23 protein-coding genes are annotated in these 21,172 nt (G+C 29.3%); 11 read left to right on the top strand and 12 right to left on the bottom strand.

Annotation, left to right across the window (positions count from 1 at the left end; all coding sequences use genetic code 11):
• The first annotated feature begins 74 nt into the window (after nucleotides 1-74).
• The gene (locus HOH73_01470; GenBank protein ID MBT5827534.1) at nucleotides 75-347 is read left to right on the top strand and encodes an HU family DNA-binding protein; all 273 of its coding nucleotides are present in this window, start codon (nucleotides 75-77) and stop codon (nucleotides 345-347) included.
• 51 nt (nucleotides 348-398) lie between these two features.
• Here the strand turns inward: HOH73_01470 and HOH73_01465 are convergent, their stop codons facing one another.
• On the bottom strand, nucleotides 399-776 hold the full coding sequence (locus tag HOH73_01465) for a hypothetical protein (protein ID MBT5827533.1): 378 nt from the start codon (nucleotides 774-776) through the stop codon (nucleotides 399-401).
• 161 nt (nucleotides 777-937) lie between these two features.
• Nucleotides 938-1,336: a hypothetical protein gene (locus tag HOH73_01460; GenBank protein ID MBT5827532.1), complete on the bottom strand. Its 399-nt coding sequence runs from the start codon at nucleotides 1,334-1,336 to the stop codon at nucleotides 938-940.
• A 66-nt stretch (nucleotides 1,337-1,402) separates the two neighbouring features.
• Between HOH73_01460 and leuD the strand changes: the two genes are divergently transcribed.
• Genes leuD through rsmD form a run of 3 tightly spaced genes read left to right on the top strand, consistent with a single transcriptional unit; the run spans nucleotide 1,403 to nucleotide 3,587 of the window.
• The gene (gene leuD, locus HOH73_01455; protein ID MBT5827531.1) at nucleotides 1,403-2,011 is read left to right on the top strand and encodes a 3-isopropylmalate dehydratase small subunit; all 609 of its coding nucleotides are present in this window, start codon (nucleotides 1,403-1,405) and stop codon (nucleotides 2,009-2,011) included.
• A 5-nt stretch (nucleotides 2,012-2,016) separates the two neighbouring features.
• Entirely contained in the window at nucleotides 2,017-3,033 is a 1,017-nt protein-coding gene (gene holA, locus HOH73_01450; protein MBT5827530.1) for a DNA polymerase III subunit delta, read from the top strand.
• On the top strand, nucleotides 3,030-3,587 hold the full coding sequence (gene rsmD, locus HOH73_01445; GenBank protein ID MBT5827529.1) for a 16S rRNA (guanine(966)-N(2))-methyltransferase RsmD: 558 nt from the start codon (nucleotides 3,030-3,032) through the stop codon (nucleotides 3,585-3,587). The genes holA and rsmD overlap by 4 nt, the downstream gene beginning before the upstream one ends.
• Before the next feature lie 4 nt (nucleotides 3,588-3,591).
• Here the strand turns inward: rsmD and HOH73_01440 are convergent, their stop codons facing one another.
• From HOH73_01440 to HOH73_01430, 3 genes are read right to left on the bottom strand one after another with little or no spacing between them, the layout of a single operon-like run.
• On the bottom strand, nucleotides 3,592-6,327 hold the full coding sequence (locus HOH73_01440; GenBank protein ID MBT5827528.1) for a hypothetical protein: 2,736 nt from the start codon (nucleotides 6,325-6,327) through the stop codon (nucleotides 3,592-3,594).
• Nucleotides 6,327-6,791 (bottom strand): SsrA-binding protein SmpB, encoded by a 465-nt coding sequence (gene smpB, locus HOH73_01435; protein ID MBT5827527.1) that lies wholly within the window; start codon nucleotides 6,789-6,791, stop codon nucleotides 6,327-6,329. Before smpB ends, HOH73_01440 begins: the two co-directional genes overlap by 1 nt.
• A gap of 1 nt (nucleotide 6,792) precedes the next feature.
• Nucleotides 6,793-7,665, bottom strand: a complete 873-nt coding sequence (locus tag HOH73_01430) for a 4-hydroxy-tetrahydrodipicolinate synthase (protein ID MBT5827526.1) — start codon at nucleotides 7,663-7,665, stop codon at nucleotides 6,793-6,795.
• Nucleotides 7,666-7,786: 121 nt separating this feature from the next.
• On the opposite strand from HOH73_01430, the gene HOH73_01425 reads away from it, so the two are divergent.
• From HOH73_01425 to HOH73_01415, 3 genes are read left to right on the top strand one after another with little or no spacing between them, the layout of a single operon-like run.
• Complete coding sequence (locus HOH73_01425; protein ID MBT5827525.1) at nucleotides 7,787-8,524, top strand: CvpA family protein; 738 nt, start codon at nucleotides 7,787-7,789, stop codon at nucleotides 8,522-8,524.
• A gap of 56 nt (nucleotides 8,525-8,580) precedes the next feature.
• Nucleotides 8,581-10,020, top strand: a complete 1,440-nt coding sequence (locus tag HOH73_01420) for an amidophosphoribosyltransferase (protein ID MBT5827524.1) — start codon at nucleotides 8,581-8,583, stop codon at nucleotides 10,018-10,020.
• Nucleotides 10,021-10,031: 11 nt separating this feature from the next.
• Complete coding sequence (locus HOH73_01415) at nucleotides 10,032-10,208, top strand: zinc-finger domain-containing protein (protein ID MBT5827523.1); 177 nt, start codon at nucleotides 10,032-10,034, stop codon at nucleotides 10,206-10,208.
• Here the strand turns inward: HOH73_01415 and HOH73_01410 are convergent.
• The 3 genes from HOH73_01410 to HOH73_01400 are packed head-to-tail and all read right to left on the bottom strand — an operon-like array spanning nucleotide 10,200 to nucleotide 13,087.
• Entirely contained in the window at nucleotides 10,200-11,111 is a 912-nt protein-coding gene (locus HOH73_01410) for an aspartate carbamoyltransferase catalytic subunit (protein ID MBT5827522.1), read from the bottom strand. The two genes, HOH73_01415 and HOH73_01410, sit on opposite strands and share 9 nt — an antisense overlap.
• Nucleotide 11,112: 1 nt before the next feature.
• Nucleotides 11,113-12,156, bottom strand: coding sequence for a type IV pilus twitching motility protein PilT (locus HOH73_01405; protein MBT5827521.1), 1,044 nt, complete (start codon nucleotides 12,154-12,156; stop codon nucleotides 11,113-11,115).
• Nucleotides 12,157-12,169: 13 nt separating this feature from the next.
• The gene (locus HOH73_01400) at nucleotides 12,170-13,087 is read right to left on the bottom strand and encodes a hypothetical protein (protein MBT5827520.1); all 918 of its coding nucleotides are present in this window, start codon (nucleotides 13,085-13,087) and stop codon (nucleotides 12,170-12,172) included.
• 54 nt (nucleotides 13,088-13,141) lie between these two features.
• Between HOH73_01400 and HOH73_01395 the strand changes: the two genes are divergently transcribed.
• Nucleotides 13,142-14,191 carry a quinone-dependent dihydroorotate dehydrogenase gene (locus HOH73_01395; protein MBT5827519.1) on the top strand — a complete coding sequence of 350 codons (1,050 nt, stop codon included), beginning with the start codon at nucleotides 13,142-13,144 and terminating at the stop codon, nucleotides 14,189-14,191.
• A gap of 1 nt (nucleotide 14,192) precedes the next feature.
• Here HOH73_01395 and amrA read toward each other — a convergent pair whose 3' ends face one another.
• Nucleotides 14,193-14,765, bottom strand: coding sequence for an AmmeMemoRadiSam system protein A (amrA, locus tag HOH73_01390; protein MBT5827518.1), 573 nt, complete (start codon nucleotides 14,763-14,765; stop codon nucleotides 14,193-14,195).
• On the opposite strand from amrA, the gene HOH73_01385 reads away from it, so the two are divergent.
• On the top strand, nucleotides 14,766-16,238 hold the full coding sequence (locus HOH73_01385; GenBank protein MBT5827517.1) for a carboxypeptidase M32: 1,473 nt from the start codon (nucleotides 14,766-14,768) through the stop codon (nucleotides 16,236-16,238).
• Here HOH73_01385 and HOH73_01380 read toward each other — a convergent pair.
• Nucleotides 16,235-16,528 (bottom strand): YggT family protein, encoded by a 294-nt coding sequence (locus HOH73_01380; GenBank protein MBT5827516.1) that lies wholly within the window; start codon nucleotides 16,526-16,528, stop codon nucleotides 16,235-16,237. The two genes, HOH73_01385 and HOH73_01380, sit on opposite strands and share 4 nt — an antisense overlap.
• Nucleotides 16,529-16,658: 130 nt before the next feature.
• Between HOH73_01380 and HOH73_01375 the strand changes: the two genes are divergently transcribed.
• A complete protein-coding gene (locus HOH73_01375; protein MBT5827515.1) occupies nucleotides 16,659-18,317 on the top strand; it encodes a peptidase U32 in 1,659 nt (552 codons plus the stop codon).
• Here the strand turns inward: HOH73_01375 and amrB are convergent.
• The gene (amrB, locus tag HOH73_01370; protein ID MBT5827514.1) at nucleotides 18,314-19,102 is read right to left on the bottom strand and encodes an AmmeMemoRadiSam system protein B; all 789 of its coding nucleotides are present in this window, start codon (nucleotides 19,100-19,102) and stop codon (nucleotides 18,314-18,316) included. The genes HOH73_01375 and amrB overlap by 4 nt on opposite strands.
• Nucleotides 19,080-19,757: an SURF1 family protein gene (locus HOH73_01365; GenBank protein MBT5827513.1), complete on the bottom strand. Its 678-nt coding sequence runs from the start codon at nucleotides 19,755-19,757 to the stop codon at nucleotides 19,080-19,082. The genes amrB and HOH73_01365 overlap by 23 nt, the downstream gene beginning before the upstream one ends.
• A gap of 239 nt (nucleotides 19,758-19,996) precedes the next feature.
• Between HOH73_01365 and HOH73_01360 the strand changes: the two genes are divergently transcribed.
• On the top strand, nucleotides 19,997-21,172 hold the full coding sequence (locus tag HOH73_01360) for a hypothetical protein (GenBank protein ID MBT5827512.1): 1,176 nt from the start codon (nucleotides 19,997-19,999) through the stop codon (nucleotides 21,170-21,172).

The following is a 21,172-nucleotide window of genomic DNA, read 5'->3' as shown; positions in this document are numbered from 1 at the left end:
ACTATATGCTTGATTTATACGTTTATCCCAGTAGTAATATTATTACATATTAATTCTATTTGCAGGTTTTTATCATGAGCAAAGCTAAACTAACTAAAGACATCGCAGCTAAAACTGGATGCAGCCAACAACAAGTAAATGACTTTATTAACGCTTTTTGTGAAGCTGTGCAAGAAAATGTATCAGCGGACGAGCAAGTGACAATAGTAGGTTTTGGTACTTTCTACAAAACACATAGAAAAGCAACAACTGGAAGAAATCCTAGAACAGGCGAGCCGATAAGCATAAAAGCAGCTAATCAACCTAAGTTTAGATCTGGTAAGAAATTCAAAGAAGCAGTTAATTAATTTTAACTTTTTCTTACTTAAAAAGACCATGGAAAACCATGGTCTTTTTTTTTATCCCATCTTGCACCAATCGGTGTTTTTATAATCCTTGATTGGAACCGCCATCTGTTCTTTTAAAAGCCTCTTAGATAAGCTTTTACCATCAATAAACAGCTCTCCTTTTATTGCAAACTTCTTATCTCTTGCAATGTTCTTAACTTCTATAGACTTAGCATCTTTTAAGATTTTTCTTACTTTTATCTTAATTTCTTTAGCTAACTTCTTTTCACATTTATTTCTGGAATATATGCTTGGAGACTTCACCTTAGCTAATGATATATTTAACTTCTGCCCAAATAGTGGATGTATGTTTGGCACATTGAATGTAGCTGTATCACCATCATAATTCTTGATAAATTCAAGACATTTAAAATCATCTAAGCTCTGCATACAGTTTTCATTCGCAGCATATGTATTAACACTATAGCACATTATTGCGCTTAGTATAATTTTTTTACATTTTTTTTGTATAATCATAATTAATATTAAAAAGTTGAAAAAAATATAATATTACATTACATTTTGTCAATTGCTTTTTACTAATTTGTTGATTAATTTTTAAGCCTATCTTTGTCTTCTATGAAGATATTTATATTATTATGTGGTTTATATGTATTAGGTATATGATAAATACTGTCTTGATATTCTATATATTCATTAATTGCACCATTTTCTGGGTATTTAATAAAGCTGAGAACATTTTTGTGGTTAAAAAGTAATTTTAAGTCACCTTTGTCTGTTTTAATAATTAATACAACTTCCCCGCTGCTATTAAAATCTAATAAATAGTTACATTTCAACTTAGCTCTAGCATCCGACAGTTTTAGCATACCTATTTTACTATTATTTATCTCTGCTGTAACTTTATGAAAATTAAATGTAACATAATTGCTGCTACAGTTATTTAGAAGCAGAAATAATAAGAAATATGAACTAATAGCAATCTTCATAAAATAAAACTTCAAATTAAAAAGCTTATTGTTTATTGTAACATCTTAAAAATAAAAAACATTAAAATGAAAAAATTTAATACAGTAAAATCCATAATAGCACCTTTGCAATTGGATAATGTAGACACAGATATGATAATTCCCAAGCAGTTTCTAAAAACAATCAAAAGAACAGGTCTGGGTGTGAATTTATTTCACGAAATGCGCTTTGATTTAAACGGAAATATTATTCCAGATTTTATTTTGAATCAAGAAAGATACCAGAAAACTGAAATATTAATAAGTGGTGACAATTTTGGTTGTGGCTCTAGTAGGGAGCACGCACCTTGGGCAATTGCTGATTTTGGCATTAAAGTAATTATTGCAACTTCTTATGCTGATATCTTCTATAATAATTGCTTTAAAAATAGTATTTTGCCCATAAAATTAGAGAAAGAGCAAATTTCATTAATTTGGGATATTATCTCCACCTCGAACATTTCTGCTACGGTTAATTTAGACGATCAGCAAATCATTTTATCTGACCAAACTATAATTAATTTTAAGATTGACGCATTCCGCAAGAAATGCTTATTAGAGGGTCTTGACGACATTTCCTTAACTATGTTAGCAAAAGATAAAATAGAAAAATTTGAAATAGCACAAAAAGCAAAACAACCTTGGCTACATAATTAAAATTTATGAAACTTGCAGCAGCGGCAATAGATAATTTTATAAATAGCCAAATTTCTAATTTAGATTCTGCCTTATTATATGGTCCAGACTCTGGTCTTGCGATTATAAGAAAAAACAACATCATTAAAAATATCATGGGTGATAATTTTGATGATATGTTGTTTAACAAATTTAGTGCAGAAGATCTAATAAAAGAGCCAACAAGATTATTAGATGAGGTCAATTCCATTTCTCTTTTGGGTGGTAGAAAATTTATAGTTATATATAACTGCCAAGCAAGTTTTACAAAAATTATAGAAAATACTATAAAAAACAAAAAATCTGATTGTTTTATTTTGTTACTAGCAAGTGAGCTAATACCATCCTCTAGCTTGCGTAAGTTTTTTGAAACTAAGCATGATAATTTTGCTGCCTTACCATGTTATAAAGATGACCATAATATAGTCTATAATATAGCCAAATTAGAACTAAAAAGCCTTAATCCTTCACATGAAATATTATCATATATAGCCCATAATTTAACAGGTGATAGATTGCTGCTTCAACAAGAATTAAAGAAGCTAAAAATCTATTTCTTAGATAAATCTTCTCTAGATTTTGAAGCTGTAGAAACATTAATCACAACTGGTAGCAGTCAAGACTTTCAAACCCTTGCAAATGCAATAGCAGATCATAACCCTAAATTAGCTACTAATTTGCTAGAAGAGCTGTTAAATTCTTCTGTAATGCCTATAACCATTATTAGAGTTATGGTTAATTATTTCCAGCGCATTAAAGTAGTTAGAAGCAATATTGAAGATGGTAACAGCTTTAATGAAGCAATTAAAAATTTGAGACCTCCTGTTTTTTTTAAGCAAAAAAATATTTTGGAGGGACATACAAGAAAATGGACAAGTAATTCTTTAACACAAATATTACTAAAATTAGAAAATTTAGAAAAAACAATAAAATTTAATAATAGCCTTAAAGCAAATAACTTACTTAAATATTTTGTTTTAATTTTGAGCAACAGAAATAAATGAGAATAATTAATGGTCAATATAAGGGCAGAGTAATCAAAACTATCAAGGACAAATCTGTACGCCCTACCACCAACAAAACAAGGGAAGCTATATTTAACATAATAGAGCATAATAACTTAATTCCATCTGGAGAATATAGTAAGATAAATTATTTAGAAATTTATGCTGGTTCTGCTATAATGGCGTTTGAGTTTCTGTCAAGAGGTGTAAAAGTAGCAACATTAATTGATCAAAACCCAAAACTTAAAAAAACTTTTCAAAGTAACGCTGTAATACTACAGAAAGAAGAGGTAAATTTCATTGCTTCTGACATCAATAAATTATATAATAACCCTAGAAAATATAATTTTTGCTTTATAGATCCGCCATATTCACTTAAACTTGAAGCAGCTACTTTAAACAAGTTAGCTAATGAGAACTGGCTTGATGACAATGCTATTATTATCTTAGAGACGGATAAAAGAAATAACTTTGATCTAAATCAAAAATATGAAGTTTTATTAAATAAAATCTACGGTAGAACAAGACTTATATTTTTGAGATATTTAGGCTAAAAGACTACTTTATCTCTTTTTTATTTTTATCCGAAAGCCAGAAATCTTTAGTAAAAATATCTTTTAATCTTCTGGTAATATTAGGTAATAAAGCACTTAATGGATATAATTTAAATTCAGGCTTTGTTACTGATCCTGTCAAATCATATTTTGCTGATATTATACCAGTTTGCTCCCTGCCAGTTAGAACCTTACCTATTATTGGGATATCCTTCACCGCAAATAAATTATTTAATTTATATGCAGGTATCACATGTCCTTTAATCTTCAAATAATCATTTTTCAGATCAATTGTTCCTTCCGCAGTAACCCCTATTAAATCACCATAAAATTTACTTTCATCTAAACTAATATCTTTATTATCTTTAATTACTAAATTAATCTCCCCTTGCTCAAATGAGATTTGGTCTATATTTTCTTTTTTTAACAAACCTAATTCCACCATTTTTTTGAAGTAATTTTTATGCTTAACATAAAAATCATGTATTTTTACCTTAACATTCAAACTATTTTTTTTATCAAAATATCCATTTAAGCGCAAGCTTCCACCTACTATTTTATCAGATATTTTATTAACTGACAAAATACCACCTAAATTGCTTGATTCTAAATAAATTTGCCTAAAACCATCTTTAAAATCAGATTTGAAAATAAAATTATTTTCCTCATTATAAGAACCCTCACCATAAATGAAATCACACAACTCCACGCAATTAATTACTCCCTTTAAGCTAAAATAGCTGTTTTTGTTAATTAATCCTACTTTATCTAACTCATAATCAAATTTAAGATTTTTAAATGAAGTAGACTGATTCTTTTTGACAAAAATATTATCTGACAACAACAAATTCTGCGCAGCTACTTTACCTTTTAAATTAGTACCATTATTAAGTAAGTTAATTGAGAATATATTATCTGCAAAGTTAACTTTATCAAAATAAATACGTTCCAACTCTCCTTTTTTTAGCGCAATTTCACCTTTAATATCTACATTTGACCCAAGCATAGAAATATGATTAAAGTTTAAATTATTAGAATCTTTATAGATTATTGTATCTAATTTTAGTTTATCCCCTATTTCTTTTGCTCCTGCTAAATTTTCTATAAAAAACTTTGCATTTTTAAGATCTGCTGCAAGTTTAAAAGAATTACTATTTAGTTTCTTAGTTAAAATAATATCACTATTAGAATTAGCAGAGATAAAAGATTTAATTGCGCCAATTAAATTACCTTTAAAATCTAATTGAAAATCCTTTATTCCTCTTTTTCCACCAATTAGGTATAATAAAATAAAATCACCCTTAATTTTACTATTGGAGAAGTAGCTATTAAGTAAGCTTAGTTGCTTAGTTGTTAATTTTTCTTTCAATAAAAAATTAATTAAATTTAGCGTCTTCAAATTTAATTTGCTTTTTATTAATAACTCTGAGTCTAACTTCTTTAATTCAGCTATTTTTATTTCAATATTATTAACAATTTCATCTTCTAATTTAGCTTTTGCAATATTTATATTTAGTTTTTTATTTAATAATCTTATTGTGCCATCAATATTTGTAATAAGAGAAAGATTGTCAGTAGCTTTTAAACTACTATTCTTGACTTTGAAATCTGCTTTAAAAAATTTAAGAATTTTTTTCTCCTGAAAGTTAATATCACCAGCTATATTAAAATTCTCAAGCTCAGTATATATTAACGCTTTTTCTAACCATATTTTAGCTTGTCTTGCAATATTATTGGGCCACATAAATAATATATCTTTTTTCTGTAAATTTTCGCCCAATATGCTCCATGAAAGAAAATTTTTATTTAAATCATATGTAGCTGATAGAGCTACTTTTTTATTAAAATCAGTTATATTAGAGCTTGTCAAATTGATTATATTTTGCGCTAGACCCCCCTCTAGCTTGAGGTAAATATGCTCATTTACATTTGTTGTATGATTTATATTAGTAGTAAAACTAATATTATATTTGTCATTTTCTGATTTATTAATTTTTAAATTTGCATCTAATATGTTTGAGTATTTTGCAAAATAATTAAATTTATCTTTAAGCTTTTTTGCACTAAAATCATAAATATTTATGTCACAATGCTCAAGATTGGGCTCTTGGTCCATTATACATAATAACGAAACCCTACTATCCGCTCCAACATTAAAGCTACTGAACAAGTGATATTTATGTTTAACAAAGCTTGTTTCATAAGAAAGCTTGCTTATTTTTAACAAATTATTACCAGAAACATCCTTAATATTTAATTTGCCAATGTAAACAGAGCCTATTTTAAAAATATCGCTGGTTAAGCTATTTAACTTAGCCAGTAAATCTTGATATACTGCCTTAAACGCTAAACTTTGTTTTATCGCATTATTTTGATAATTATAATCTAGTTGCGCTATAGAAATATTATCCAATTTTAATTTACCTAAGAGCAAGTTTTTTTTGCTAATATCTAATAAAATAGAAGGTAAGGTTAAGGTGTTATTGTTAATAGTTATATTTGTATTATATAATCTAAAATCAAAACTAAAGCTTTGTTTATTCCACTCTAACATAATGGTTTCTGCATCAAAGCTAAGCCCATTATCTGTTATATCTAAATAGGAAAAGCTTTTATTTACTATAGTAGTAATATTACGCGGCTTAATAATTACTAAGCTGTAAAAATACATAGCAAAAAAAACTAAGAATAATATAAATAGAAATGTAATATTTAATATTTTGGTTAAAATATTTTTCATTACTCTTTTATAGTCTGTTTAAATAAGGATTCTTTCTTACGCCCCCATTCTCTGTCTTTTATTGCTTGTCTTTTATCATGTTTTTTCTTTCCTGTTGCTATTGCAATTTCCAACTTAACAAAATTTTTACTGTTGAAATACATTTTCAATGGAACTATAGAAACACCACTTTTTTTTGCTAAGCCCATTAATTTACTAACTTGCTTTTTATGTAATAATAACTTTCTTAATCTGAGTGGATCTATTTTATAACTACTCATATGTTCATAAGGAGCTATATAAAGATTATGGATAAAAACCTCATTACCTTTAGGATAAATGAAACTATCATTAAAACTAGCAGCTCCTCCTCTCAGAGATTTCACCTCAGGTCCTAACAAAACAACTCCAGCCTCAATAACTCCTTCTATCTTATAATCAAATTTAGCTCTTCTATTATGTAAGATTATTTTCTGCTCCAACATCTTAAATTAAAGCTAAATTCTTTAAAGCTCTTTTAATTTTTTCTTGAGATCTTTTTTCAACTTCAATTAAAGGTAATCTTAATTCACCTGTACATAAACCTAATAACTCAGCTGCAAATTTCACTGGCATTGGGTTTGTTTCGCAAAACAACACCTCATTAATCTCTGCTAATTTTTTGGTAATATTATCAGCCTTGGTTAAATCATTAGCAAAGAAAGCATTTTGCTGAGCAACGCAAAGCTCAGGTGCGATGTTAGCTGTCACAGATATTACACCTACTCCACCCTGCTTATTATACTCAATAACAGAGCCATCTTCGCCTGAAAGCTGTATAAAATCATTACCAATAAGATTTTTGATTTTTTGTGGTAAAGTTAAATCTGCAGTTGCATCTTTAACTCCTATAATTCTGGGTAATTTGGCAAGATTTGCCATCAGTTCCAGGTCAATATTAACTACAGATCTACCTGGTATATTATATAAGATAATAGGAATATTGGTATTATCATGAATACTTTTAAAATGTTCATAAAGCCCTCTTTGTGATGGCTTGTTATAATATGGCGCTACTATTAAAGCAGCATCTGCTCCTACTTTTTCTGCATGTTTAGTCATGTAGATCGCTTCTGTTGTAGAATTTGAGCCAGTGCCAGCTATAATTTTCACTTTACCTTTAGATAATTCTACACAAGTTCTGATTACATCATTATGCTCATCATGTGACAAGGTAGGGCTTTCGCCCGTAGTACCAGATGGAACTAAACCACTTATACCCGCTTCTATTTGCCTATTAATAATTTTTTCATATGCATTAAGATCTAGCTTTCCATTACTAAATGGTGTTATAAGTGCTGTATATGTACCTTTGAACATTTTATTTTATTTTGGCTATTATGTTTTTATATTATTTACATAATATGCAATAGCAATAAATAATTCACTAGTTTTTTTAAACAAAATATTATAAAATTATATTAACTAAAATCTATTTTAATTGTCTAATCTTGATTTAACTTTAGCAGCATATCTAATAATTACTCTAGTACTAGCTGCAAACAGAGGTTTTAGCGTAGAAGTATGTGATATTATTAGAGTTATAACGGCGATAATAACAACATTTTTTGCAGCTTATTTTCTTAAAGAAACTATAGAAATTTCTATAATAGAAAAGCCATATTATCCAATATCCATATATTTTTCTTCATATATATTTATAGGATTTTTTATTAAAATCATTTTCTACCCTGTAATAATATTACTGAAAGCATTTCTTCCTAACATTATCGATAAATTACTTGGTTTTATTCTTGCTACAGTTAAATGTGCCCTAATTTTTATTTCATTGTTAGTTTTTGTTGCTAAGTTTTCACCAAAAAACAATCCCAATTGGCTGAGTGGAAGCTATACAGAAATTATATATGAAAAAAACCAGAAGCTTTTAAAAAGCAATCTAGAAGATTACCAAGACATATTTGATAAATTTAGAGAAAGTGAAGAAGAAAACTTGGAACAGAAAACAAAAACACCAAAAGCTGATCAAGAAACTACTGAACCTAACAATCTATTAAAAAAGTTAGAGGGGGCAAAAGATTTGCTAAAATATTACAAAATAATGGAAAATGATAAAAAAGATAGCACAGAGGATAAAACCAAAACTAGCCCAGCTGCAACAGAAGAAATAGATTCTGATGATCTAGAAAAACTAGAATCTTTAATAGAGGGTTTAAATTAAAGTCAATTCTTGCTAATTAGCAGAGAAAATCTATAATAACGCAAATTTTATAAATTATGTATAATACAGACGAGCTTAACTTAGACACTTTACATGAAGAATGCGGTGTATGTGGAATTTATGGCGGAGATGATGCAGCTTCACTAACAGCCCTAGGCTTACATGCTTTACAGCATCGCGGACAAGAAGCAGCTGGCATCATCACTTATGACCAAGATACATTTCACAAGCATCATGACACAGGTCATGTAGGTGATATTTTTAATGACAGTAAAATTATAGATGATTTACCTGGAAACATATCCATAGGTCATGTACGCTATTCCACAGCTGGAAGTAAAAACAGCTTTGCTTGCCAACCTATTTTTGCTGAATTAGATACTGGGGGTATTGCTCTTGCTCATAATGGTAACTTAACTAATGCTTTAACCTTAAAAAATGAATTAGTTAAAACAGGGTCAATTTTTAACTCTACCATGGATACTGAAGTAATTTTACATTTAATTGCTAAAAGTAATTTGAATAAAGTTGCAGATAAAATTATAGATGCATTAAAAAAAGTGGAGGGAGCCTATTCTATCGTGGCAATTGCAGATAATGCACTTTTTGCAATTAGAGATCCACATGGTATTAGACCCCTTGCCCTAGGAAAAATCAATGATGCTTATATAGTTGCTTCTGAGAGTTGTGCTTTTGATATAATTGGCGCTGAGTTCATTAGAGATATAGAAGCTGGTGAGATGCTTGTTATCAATAATGAAGGTGTAAATTCTTATCGACCATTTGAAGAAAAGCCAAATAAGTTTTGTATTTTTGAATATATTTATTTTGCAAGACCAGACAGTGTTATTAACAAAAAGCATGTTTATGAAGTTAGAAAAAACATAGGTAGAATTTTAGCTAATGAGAGTAGTGTAGATGCTGATGTGGTAGTGCCTGTTCCAGATTCTGGTGTACCGTCAGCTTTGGGCTATGCATTAGAAGCAAAATTACCCTTTGAATTTGGTATTATTAGAAATCATTATGTTGGCAGGACTTTTATTGAGCCCACTGATAATGTAAGGAATTTTGGAGTTAAATTAAAACATAATGCCAATCGTGCAGTTCTAAAAAACAAAAGAATAATTTTAGTTGATGATTCTATAGTTAGGGGAACAACTTCTAAAAAAATCGTAGATATGATAAGAAGCTGTGGTGCAAAAGAAGTTCACATGAGAATTTCAAGCCCCCCAACCACACATTCTTGTTTCTATGGAGTTGATACGCCTGATCGAAAAAAACTAATCGCGGCCAACCACAACATAGATGAAATAGCTAAAATCATAGGGGTAGACTCTCTTGCTTACATTTCTCTTGATGGACTTTATAAAGCTACTGGTAATAAAGAAAGGAATAGTAAACAACCGCAATATTGTGATGCTTGTTTCTCTGGGGAATATCCCATAAATTTAGAGGATAAACAAAACAACAAACTACCTTTATTAGATAATATTTAATATTTTGTGTCATGAGCAATAAAGAAAACAAAGAAACTTACACAGATAAAACTACTATATCTTGTGATGGAAAAGAACAAAATTCTCCCCACCCTAAAATATATTTAAATTTACTGCCAAACAACACCGCTACTTGTCCATATTGCAATCTAAAGTTTATTCTAAAAAACAAAAATAAATTAAATTAGAAACTCTAATAAAGCTTGCCTCACGGCTATACCATTTTGCACCTGATTTAGCACTAGGCAAACATCCTTATCATCTGCAAGCTCACTTTCTAGCTCTACATTACGATTTATTGGGCCTGGGTGTAATATAAAACAAGATTTTTTAGCATTTTTAAGCAACTCTCTTTTTATACCATAATTTCTATAATAATCTCTTAATGACGAAATTAAGCAGCTTTTCATTCTTTCTTGCTGAATTCTAAGCGTCATTATAACATCGGCATCTTTAACAGCTGCTTCAATATCATAAAAAATTTTAATATTTTCATCTGCAAAACTATGTGGCACTAGTGGTGCAGGACCTACTAAATTAATTTTAGCACCTAGCATATTTAATAGCTTAATATTTGATCTTGCTACCCTACTATTTATTATATCACCACAAATTACAATTTTTAGCTTTTTAAACTCTTCTAAGCTATTAAATTTTAACTTCTCAAAAATAGTGTAACAATCCAATAAAGCTTGAGTTGGATGAGCGTGAGCACCATCCCCAGAATTAATAACTGTAGCAGATTCACTATAGCGTGCTAACTTCTCTACAATACCAGACTCCACATGTCTTATGGTTAAAAAGTCAGGACTCATAGCATTTAAGGTGTAAATAGTATCTTTTTCAGATTCCCCCTTTTTTAATGCTGAAGTTGAAATATCAATATTTATCACTTCTGCGCCCATATTTTTTGCAGATATTTCAAAAGCTGATCTAGTTCTAGTCGAATTTTCAAAAAACAAATTTATTAGTTTTTTACCTTTAAGCAGTTCATTTTGTGGTTTAGTACAAAAATATTTAGCTCTGATAAAAATCTCTTTCAACTCTTTTAAACTTAGTTGATCTACATCGATAAAATGCTTAATTGCCATGCTATTTATTTACCTCTTCGCTTTTCTTAAGATATTTGGTGAGAGTATCAGCTTTAACTAAACCTCTATTTACTAATGAGTTCAAACTATCTTCTAGAGTAATCATACCATATTTAGAGCCCACCTGCATCATAGAGTTAATTTGCGTTACATGCTCTTCCCTAATAAGGTTTTTAACTGCATTAGTTGCAACCAATACTTCATGTGCTGGCACTCTAGAGTTACCATCTTTGGTTTGAACTAAACGCTGAGAAACAACGCCTAATAATGATGAAGCCAATAATGATACAGCTAACTTTCTACTGTCACTTGGGAATACATCTATAATTCTGTTGATTGATTCATAAGCAGTATTTGTATGTAATGTTGACAAAACTAAATGACCAGTCTCAGCTGCAGTTAAGGCCAACCTTATAGTTTCTGGATCTCTCATTTCACCCACCATTATCACATCTGGATCTTCTCTTAAAGCGCTTCTTAATGCCGCAGGAAAAGACAGAGTTGATGACTCTAATTGCCTTTGATTAATAATAGATTTTTTAGACTCAAACATATATTCGACTGGGTCTTCTATAGTAATAATATGCTTAGATTTATTAACATTTAGATATTCTATAATGGCCGCTAAAGTGGTCGACTTTCCTGAGCCAGTAGGACCAGTAACTAGTAATAAACCATGATCCTTATTTACTAAATCTAAGATAATATCTGGCACAGCAACTTTGTCGATAGTTGGTATATCTGAACTGATTTTTCTAAACACAGCTGCGGAACCTTTTACGGTGTTAAAAGCATTAACCCTATATCTATTTCCATTGCTGTGATCATAGGCATAATCAATCTCTAAGTTTGATTCATAATGAGATTTTTGATACTCATTCATCGTCAAATGTAAAATTGTCCTAATATCATCCGAGGAAATTTTTTGATCAGTAATATATTTTAAGTCTCCAAAAATTCTTACCGCAGGGGGTAAATCTGATGAAAGAAGTAAGTCTGAGACTCCGTCTTTTTTTGTAGCGGATAGGATTTTATCTAATAAAATTGCATGACTCATCTTAACTGCTTAATTCATTAATTCTTTGTTTTATTACCGATTTGTTAACTCCTATATTCTTATAGCTACCAGAATTTAAAATAGCAGCATAAATAGGAAGAGCTTTATGTTTGAGATTCATCTTATCTAATATAACCGCTTTGTAAAAATAATAAGTTGAATTTTGTTTATTTAGTAAAATAGCTGATTGAATATAATTCAAAGCTTGCTCAAAATTATCTGATTTTGTCAATAAGTAAGCAATTTGAGCTTTTAAAAAATCACTCTTCGGGTAAATATTATCTAACTTAAGAAACTCTGCCAACGCCTCTTCAGGCGATTCTTTTGCCACCAACAAAAGAAAATTATTAAAGAGCAATTTATCATTTGGGAATAAAGCTAAAGCTCTTGCGTAATATTTATAAGCTAATTTATCCTCCCCCAATTGCTGGTAGGAAGAAGCTAAAGCAGTTATGATAAATTTATCTTTAGGATAATTTTGTAGTAATTTTTCAAAAAGAATAATGGCCGTCTCAAATGAACCAGATTCTATTGCTGCAAATGCTTTCTCATATGCTTTACGCTTTTGTAGTAAAATTTCATTTGGCTTCTTAATTTCTATATCTATAGAGGGGTTACCCTTAATTGTATCATAGTAATTTACATCACTATCATTATGCATTTTTTCAATAAATATATTCTTATTACGTGATTCTTTGTTATTTGAGTTACTTCTTAAATAGATATTATTTAGAATCTTTTTAGTACTTAATGACAGAGAGTTTGCTTGTTCAAAATCATTATTTTGATATTTTATAATATTTTGAGCTGATTTTTGAGTTAAACTTGATAATTTTAGTGACTCATATTTTGCTTTTGCTACATTGATGTAACAAATTATTGGTAAGCAAAATATAATGTGTGCGAAAAATCTATTCATAAGTATTAACCTGTAATTATTTTTTAACATTATTGATAATATATAGCAATTAAAATGAAACTTTTTAACTTTTACAAACATTTATTATATTTACTACCAGCAGAATTATCCCATAATATAGCCGTATTCTGCTTAAAAAACAGTATGATACTTCCACCAAGAAAATTTGAACACAGCTCATTAAAGCAAAATATTGCTGGTATAGAGTTTCTTAATCCAATTGGTTTAGCCGCAGGATTTGATAAAAATGCTGAAATGATCAGAACCTTAACTAATTTTAATTTTGGTTTTTTAGAAGTGGGAACAGTAACACCAAAATCCCAACTGGGTAATAATAAGCCTCGTTTATTTAGATTAAAATCTGATAAAGCTATAATAAATCGTATGGGCTTTAACAATGTTGGGGCCAAAAAATTTAGAGATAATTTCTGTAACAATTACCTTGGTCAAATACCCATTGGTATAAATATAGGTAAAAACAAGCTAACTGAATCAGAAATCACTGATTATAGTTATTTAGTTGAATATTTCTATGATCTAGCAGATTACATAACGATTAATATCTCTTCGCCAAATACACCAGGTCTTAGAACGATTCAAACCGCAGATAAGTTAGATAAATTTATTGCAACACTAACCAAGCAAAGAGACTTGCTTGGCCATAAGAACCTATTTCTTAAAATAGCACCAGATTTAAGTGATATTGAGCTTAATAACATATGTAAAATTGCGTTAAAATACCGAATTAACGCTTTAATAATCTCTAACACAACCATTTCAAGAGATGGCCTTAAGAACCAAAAACTCAAATCAGAGATGGGCGGTTTAAGTGGCAAGCCTGTTTTTGTTAAATCTAACCAAATTTTAGCCAAAGCATACCAAATATTACAAGGTAAAATACCAATTATTGGTGTTGGTGGTATATCTAATGCCACGGATGCATATCACAAAATAAAATTAGGTGCTAATTTAGTACAAATTTATAGCGCACTAATTTATGAGGGGCTTAATTTAGCTACAGAAATCAATAAAGATTTAGTGCTATTATTACAAAAAGATGGTTTTAGTAATATAGCAGAGGCTGTTGGTTCAGCCAATAATTAGGTTATTTGATTATTGTGGTTTTAAATTTATAAAGCTTGTAATTAACTTTATGTTTAAATTCAGTTAATCTGGCTTTCTCTTTTAATGTTTCTATAAATTCTAATTTGTTAAGCGAACATTCTGTTGCAACCTGTGGCAATAATATAGCAGAAGTTAAATTTGCATTTAACAATAAACCCTCCTCACCTAGTAAAAAATCTTCACTATCAGAAATTTCCACAAATTTAGCTAAAATTGAAATTTCATATTTTAGTGAAGCCAGTTCATCTACATTTATGGGTGAGAATCTACCATCTTGCGTTGCTGCTAAAATACTATATTTAATTATGTTATGATATAAGCTTTCATCTGTTCTCAAGCTACCAATACAACCTCTTAATACTGAATCTTTGTAAATAGTTACAAAACAATTTAATTTTTCTTTAAAAATTTGCGGCATTACTTTAGCAAAAAACAAATTCTTACAGTTAAGATAGGCAGGCTTTTTTATTATTTCTTGCTTAGTGATATATTCTTCTATTGTATTTGCAGCTAATTTTAATAAGATATTTTTTTGTTTAGCAGGTATTTCCATATGAATAACGATTATTTAAAATTAACTAAGGCCTTTGATAGATATTATATATTAAAAAAAATTAATTCCACTTTAAGTTGGGATACTCAAGTAAAAATGCCAAAAGATGGTTTTTACATTAGAGAAAAACAACTTAATTTAATTAATCAAGAAATAGATAATTCTATATGCAACAAAGAGATTTCAAAATTAATTAATAATTTAGATCCTAGCAATTTATCTAAAAGAGAACAAAGAAATTTTTTCCTAATGAAGAGGGATTTTCTGCACAAAAACTCTTTACCACAAAAGTTGAGAGAAGATTTCAGCAAGATAGCCCTTAAAACAGAATTTATTTGGCCAGAAGCTAGAAAAAACAATGATTACAAATTATTTGACCAATATTTTAGTAAGCTAATTAAATTATTAAGGGAAATAAGCCAAATAAAAAGTGAAAAGCTCAATCTGTCTAAATATGAAACTTTACTGGATTTATACTGCCCTAGCGTTAAAGAGGAAGAGTTAGATAAAGTCTTCACCAAATTAGAGAATAAATTACCAAATCTAATTAACAAAATTATTGCAAATCAAACAAAACCAAAGTTACTGCATGAACAAAACATCCCAAAAGAGTTGCAAAAGAAATTGTTTTTAGCAATTACCGAAAAATTTGGCATAACAAATAAATGGTGTTTAATTGACGAAAGCGAACATCCTTTTTGCACTGGCTATAATGGCGATGTAAGAATTACTACAAAATATAATGAATGTGATTTTACCTCAGCTTTTATGGGTATTATTCACGAGTCAGGCCATGCTATTTATGATAGTAACTTGCCGCAAAACCAATGTACAAAAGCTATAGGTCAGGATGCTGGTATGGCCCTCCATGAAAGCCAATCTCTTTTTTATGAAATGCAAATAGCACGAAGCATGGAGTTTTGTAAATTCGCCCTACCCCATATAAACAAATATTTAAACCTGTCTATCAGTGCGGCAGATTTATATAATAATTTAAATTATGTTAAAAAAGACTATATCAGAATTGATAGTGACGAAGTTACCTACCCTTTACATATTATACTTAGATACAACATAGAGAAAGACCTTATTAACAAAAAAATAGAAACCAAGGATATCCCTGAAATATGGGCTATACAAACTGAGAAATTATTTCAGCTTAAAGCACCAAAAAACCAAAATGGTTGCTTACAAGACATACATTGGAGCGATGGCAGCCTTGGTTATTTCCCTACATATAGTTTAGGAGCTATATATGCCAGCCAGATAGCTAATAAATTTCGCAATATTCTCTCAGATTTTGACAATCTAATAGAGGCTGGAAATTTTGCTAAAATCAATGAGGTTTTAAAAGAAAATATTCATAAAAAAGCCCATAGTCAAAATGCTGAAGAAATAATTACAGAATTTTGTGGAAGCAAACTGGACGCTGATTGTTATTTGCGCTATTTAGAAAAAAAGTTTTTACCTTAATATACGTAAAGATAAGTATATAAGACATCCTTTGAAAACCGGATCAAAATAAATAATATGATAAGTGATATATCAATACCAGCTACATTTGGTATAAATTTTCGAATTTTTTCTAGAACTGGTTCTATTATTTGCACCAGAAATCTATTCACCCTGATTACAAATTGATTATAATTATTTATTACTTTGAACAGCAGTAAATAATACATAATTATGTAAATAAAGACTAACAGAGAATAAAAAGATAATAGAGAACCTAGTAAATTAACAAAGGGATTTAAGTTTATCATATTTTATCTTTTTTATTTAATATTTTCTCGAGTTTAGAAAATAAAATTTTACAAGCAATAGCTAGTTAATAAAAAAATTGTAATTTACCAGTTCTGCTAAATAATACATCAAAATATTGTTATCATAACCATGAACCAAAAACGACTCAGATCTGAGCTTCTAGCACCTGCTGGATCATTAAATAAATTAAAAACAGCAATATCATATGGCGCAGATGCGGTATATATAGGTACTCCAGATTTGTCTCTTAGAACAAAATCTCAAATCACCTTAGAAGATTTAACTGAAGGTATAAAATATGCACATAAATATGGTAAAAAAGTATATTTAACTCTTAATTTATTTTCACATAATAGAGATATTGAAAAACTCCCTAAATTTCTTGAAACAATTAATGAAGTTAAGCCAGATGGTATAATAGTTGCAGATCCTGGCATATTCCAATATTTAAAAGAAAGAACTAGCGACATAGAATTGCATATTTCTACACAAGCAAATATTTGCTCATGGTTATCAGTAAAATATTGGCAAGATCAAGGAGCTGATTTATGCGTTATGGCAAGAGAAACATCTTTTGAGGAAATAAAAGAAGTAAAAGAAAAATGCCCCAATATTAAAATTGAAACATTTATACATGGAGCAATGTGTATGACTTATTCAGGTCGTTGTTTATTATCAAACTTTATGTCGGAGAGAGGTGCCAATCAAGGAAACTGCGCACATAGTTGCAGATGGCACTATAAATTACATTTAAAATTGCGCGACGGCTCAATAAAAGAACTAGAAATTAATGAGGAAAATCAAAATTTATTTGAATTTCTTTTAGAAGAAGAGTATCGCCCTGGTGAATTTATGCCACTTGAAGAGGATCTAAGAGGCTCATACATACTTAACGCAAAAGATTTATGTTTAATGCCTAAGTTAAATGAATATCTAGAAAGTGGTATTGATTCACTTAAAATTGAAGGCAGGAATAAATCTGAATATTATTTAGCAATCACAACCAGAGCATATCGTAAAGCCATGGATGATTGGGCGCTGGACCCAGAAAATTGGCAAGCAGATAAATATTTAGCAGAGTTAGATACTCTATCAAACCGTGGTTACAGCTTGGCTTTTCATGAGGGTAGATTAACAAATTATGGACATAATTATGAATCTGCAAAATCTGCAACTAAATGGGAATTTGCAGGTATCATTAATGAAATAGCCGATGATCACTTTATCTTAGAAGTGAAAAATCGTTTAGTTGCAGGTGATGTTTTAGAATTTGTTCCACCAGCACAATATGACCCTATATTACTTCGTTTATATAATTTTAATTTAGTTGCAAGGGATGAAAATGGTGAAGATAAGCTGGTTGAAGTAGTAAATCCTGGTTTCAAACCAAAAATAAAGATTTTCTACAAAATATTTGAACAAGAAGATCAAGCTAAAATAAAAATGATTTTACAAGAAAATACAGTTGTAAGAAAAGAAAAGCCGCTTACACAAGAAGAATTTGAGCGTTTAAAATTAGATTTAGAAGCAAGAAAATTAGAGGATAATAAAGGCTCAGAACAAAAATTCAAAAAATTACAAGAGCAATTAATCCACACTAAAACAGAAAATCTAGAAAATATTGTGTTAAAAACTCCAAGAGTAGGTACGGAAGGTTGTTGTGGTAAAGGCTGCAATGGCTGTTTAATGTTTTGGCATGATGAAAAATATAGCAAAGCTAGAGCTTTACTTAAACAAAAAAAAATGGGTCAAATGCTAACAACAGCAGAAGCAAATATTGCCAGCTAATAAATTACAAATGAGCCATAACCTACCACTTTATTATAATCTTTTGTTTTTTCAGCTGAATTAGCAAAATAAACATTTTTTATATTGTAGTTATTATTACTACAAAAATTCATTAGGCCATTAATTGCCATAGCATTACATGATTCTTCATAAGTAATAAAATTTGGGCCTAAATTCTCAATTTTAGCTATAGTGTTTAAATCCCTAGCTTGTTGCATCTGAATATTTAAGAAATGACTTAAATCCGCGCTAATGACTAGAAAATTATCTTTATTTTGAAAAATTTGGTCTAGAATATTGGTGATATATGTTACTTTAGTCCTACTAAGTAAACAAGGTATTATATTAACTTTTAAGCCAAAACTTTTAACTATAAATGGCAATTGTACTTCTATACTGTGCTCTTTCACAAAAACTTGGTTATCTATATGCAAATGATTTTCTGCTTTTAGCCTTTCTATTTCCAGATTATTAACTTTTAATGCACCAATTGGGGTGGTAAAAAAATTATAATCACATGATCTAGGCATATTGAAATCATAATTATGACTTGGAGCTAATATATAAATATTTTTATAAAGTGTTTGTTGTTTTTTAACCAAAGCATAGGCATGAGCTGCACATTGGCCAGAATAAATATAGCCAGCATGTGGTACTATTAACGCTCTAATTTGTTGATTAAATTTAGCAGAAACTTGTAAATATTTCTGTAACTTGTAATTTAATAAATATTTATTTTGGTTATAAAATAGACCTGAAAATTCAGGTTTTTTTACTTTTAACATAAATCACTAACATAATTAAGAAAGTTAATGAAAATAAAAACCAAAAATAAATATATTTAGTGTGAATATTATCTATTTGGTAACTTTCTGTAAATGACGCGATAATTTTACTATCTATTTTCTGCTCAGGATTTACAATTTCTTTAAAATAATGCTGACCTAAATCTAACTTAAAAAAACTTTCTATTTCAGCAAAATTTAAGCTTACCCATTGGTTTTTATGAGGAGAATTTTTAGCGCTATACCAACTTTGTTTGGGCTTACCTAGTGAAAATATTTTTATTGTTAAGTCATCACTTTTGCCTGCTAACTTAATATTCATGCTATTATTTTTACTAACAAAACCTCTGTTAACTAGTAAATGCTCGTTATTATCTGTAACAAATATTGTATAAACATACATACCTATTTGGTTGTTAAATGTTCTTGGTCCAAGTAAGATTTGTTTTTGAAAATCATAGAACCCAGAAATAATGTAAGTTTGATATGGTTGCGACTTTTCTTCATTATAAGCTAAAGGGTGCTCAAATGTATATTTAATTGCATGGTTAAGTGTGTTTTTTTGCTCAGAACGCTTTATTTGCCAAAAACCAAGTAATAAAGTGGTGATTATAGCCAAAACAATAAAAATAGAGAAAATTTGTTTTTTATTCATAATTTAAATTTTAGTCTTATTTAATAATGATTAAGTTATTAACAGTTACTTATATAACAATTATTATTAAATATAGTACAGTAATTAAAGAATAAAATTACTTATCTAAGCAATTTAAATACATATCAGCTTCGCACAAAGCATAATTTCAATATTTTAGAGCTAATGCTTAAATTTAGCTTTAAGAAAAACAAAAAAATAGTTAACATTTAAAGACAAACAAGTTAAATAATTAATATATGCAACATAACAAATATGATATTATTATTTTTGGTAGTGGTGTAGTTGGATTAACTGCAGCGGCCTCACTTATGTCGCACAAATTAAAAATTGCTCTAGTGGATAAGGAGAGCAAAGCAAATATTAGAGATCAAAATGACCAAAGAGCTTTTGCTCTTGCACATGGCTCAAAAATTTATTTAAACAAAAAGAAATTATGGCAAGTTTACGATCATAATACCTGTCCTATCAAAGAAATTCATGTGATGGACGGTTATGACACAGATTATTTAGAATTTAATCAAAAAGATATTGGCTCCCCCTTAGGCTTAATGTTAAGCGCTAGTTTAATTAGACAAAAACTTTATCAGCACTTAAATGAGCATGGTGATAATATTGATTTTTACCATGATTTCACTTGCAGTGACATAAAATATAAACAAAACTCAGTAGATTTAACAACCAAGGAACTAAAATTATCTGCAAAATTGCTAATTGCAGCTGACGGTAGAAATTCGAAGATTAGAAACGACCTAGCTTTAAAAACCCATTTTCACGATTACCAACAAACAGCTTTAGCCGCTACAATAAGTCATCAAAATCACCATAAAAACATAGCAGTTGAGCGTTTTCTTGCAAATGGTCCATTTGCTATGTTACCGTTACAAAATGGCTATAAAACATCTATAGTTTGGACTGAAACCAAAAATGAAGCAGCAAAAATTTTAGCTTTGCCACATAGTGAAATAGAAAATATTTTAGCGGAAAAAACAGAAAATTACCTTAGCGCACCAAAATTAGAACATAAATTACAATCTTTTCCCTTAAATTTAGTCTATGCACCCCAAAATAATTTCCATCGCACTATTTTAATTGGTGATGCTGCGCATGGTATGCACCCACTTGCAGGACAGGGCTTTAATGTCGCTTTAAGAGACATAAAAGTAATTGATGAAATATTATTAAGCGATAAAATTAATCTAAATCAAGATTTTGGAAGAGCTGAATTAATCAAAAAATTCTACCAAGAAAGGAAATTTGATATTCTTTCTTTAGTAAGCTCAACGCATGGTATAAATTTTATCTTTTCCAATAATAATATTATCCTAAAGAAAACTAGAAAAATTGGTTTAAAATTAGCGGACAGAATCCCAGCGCTTAAATTTATGATGCTTAGAAAAGCAGCAGGATTGTAA

This window comes from Alphaproteobacteria bacterium (assembly GCA_018667735.1).
Taxonomy (GTDB): Bacteria; Pseudomonadota; Alphaproteobacteria; order Rickettsiales; family JABIRX01; genus JABIRX01.
This window is presented reverse-complemented; position numbering and strand designations above follow the sequence as displayed.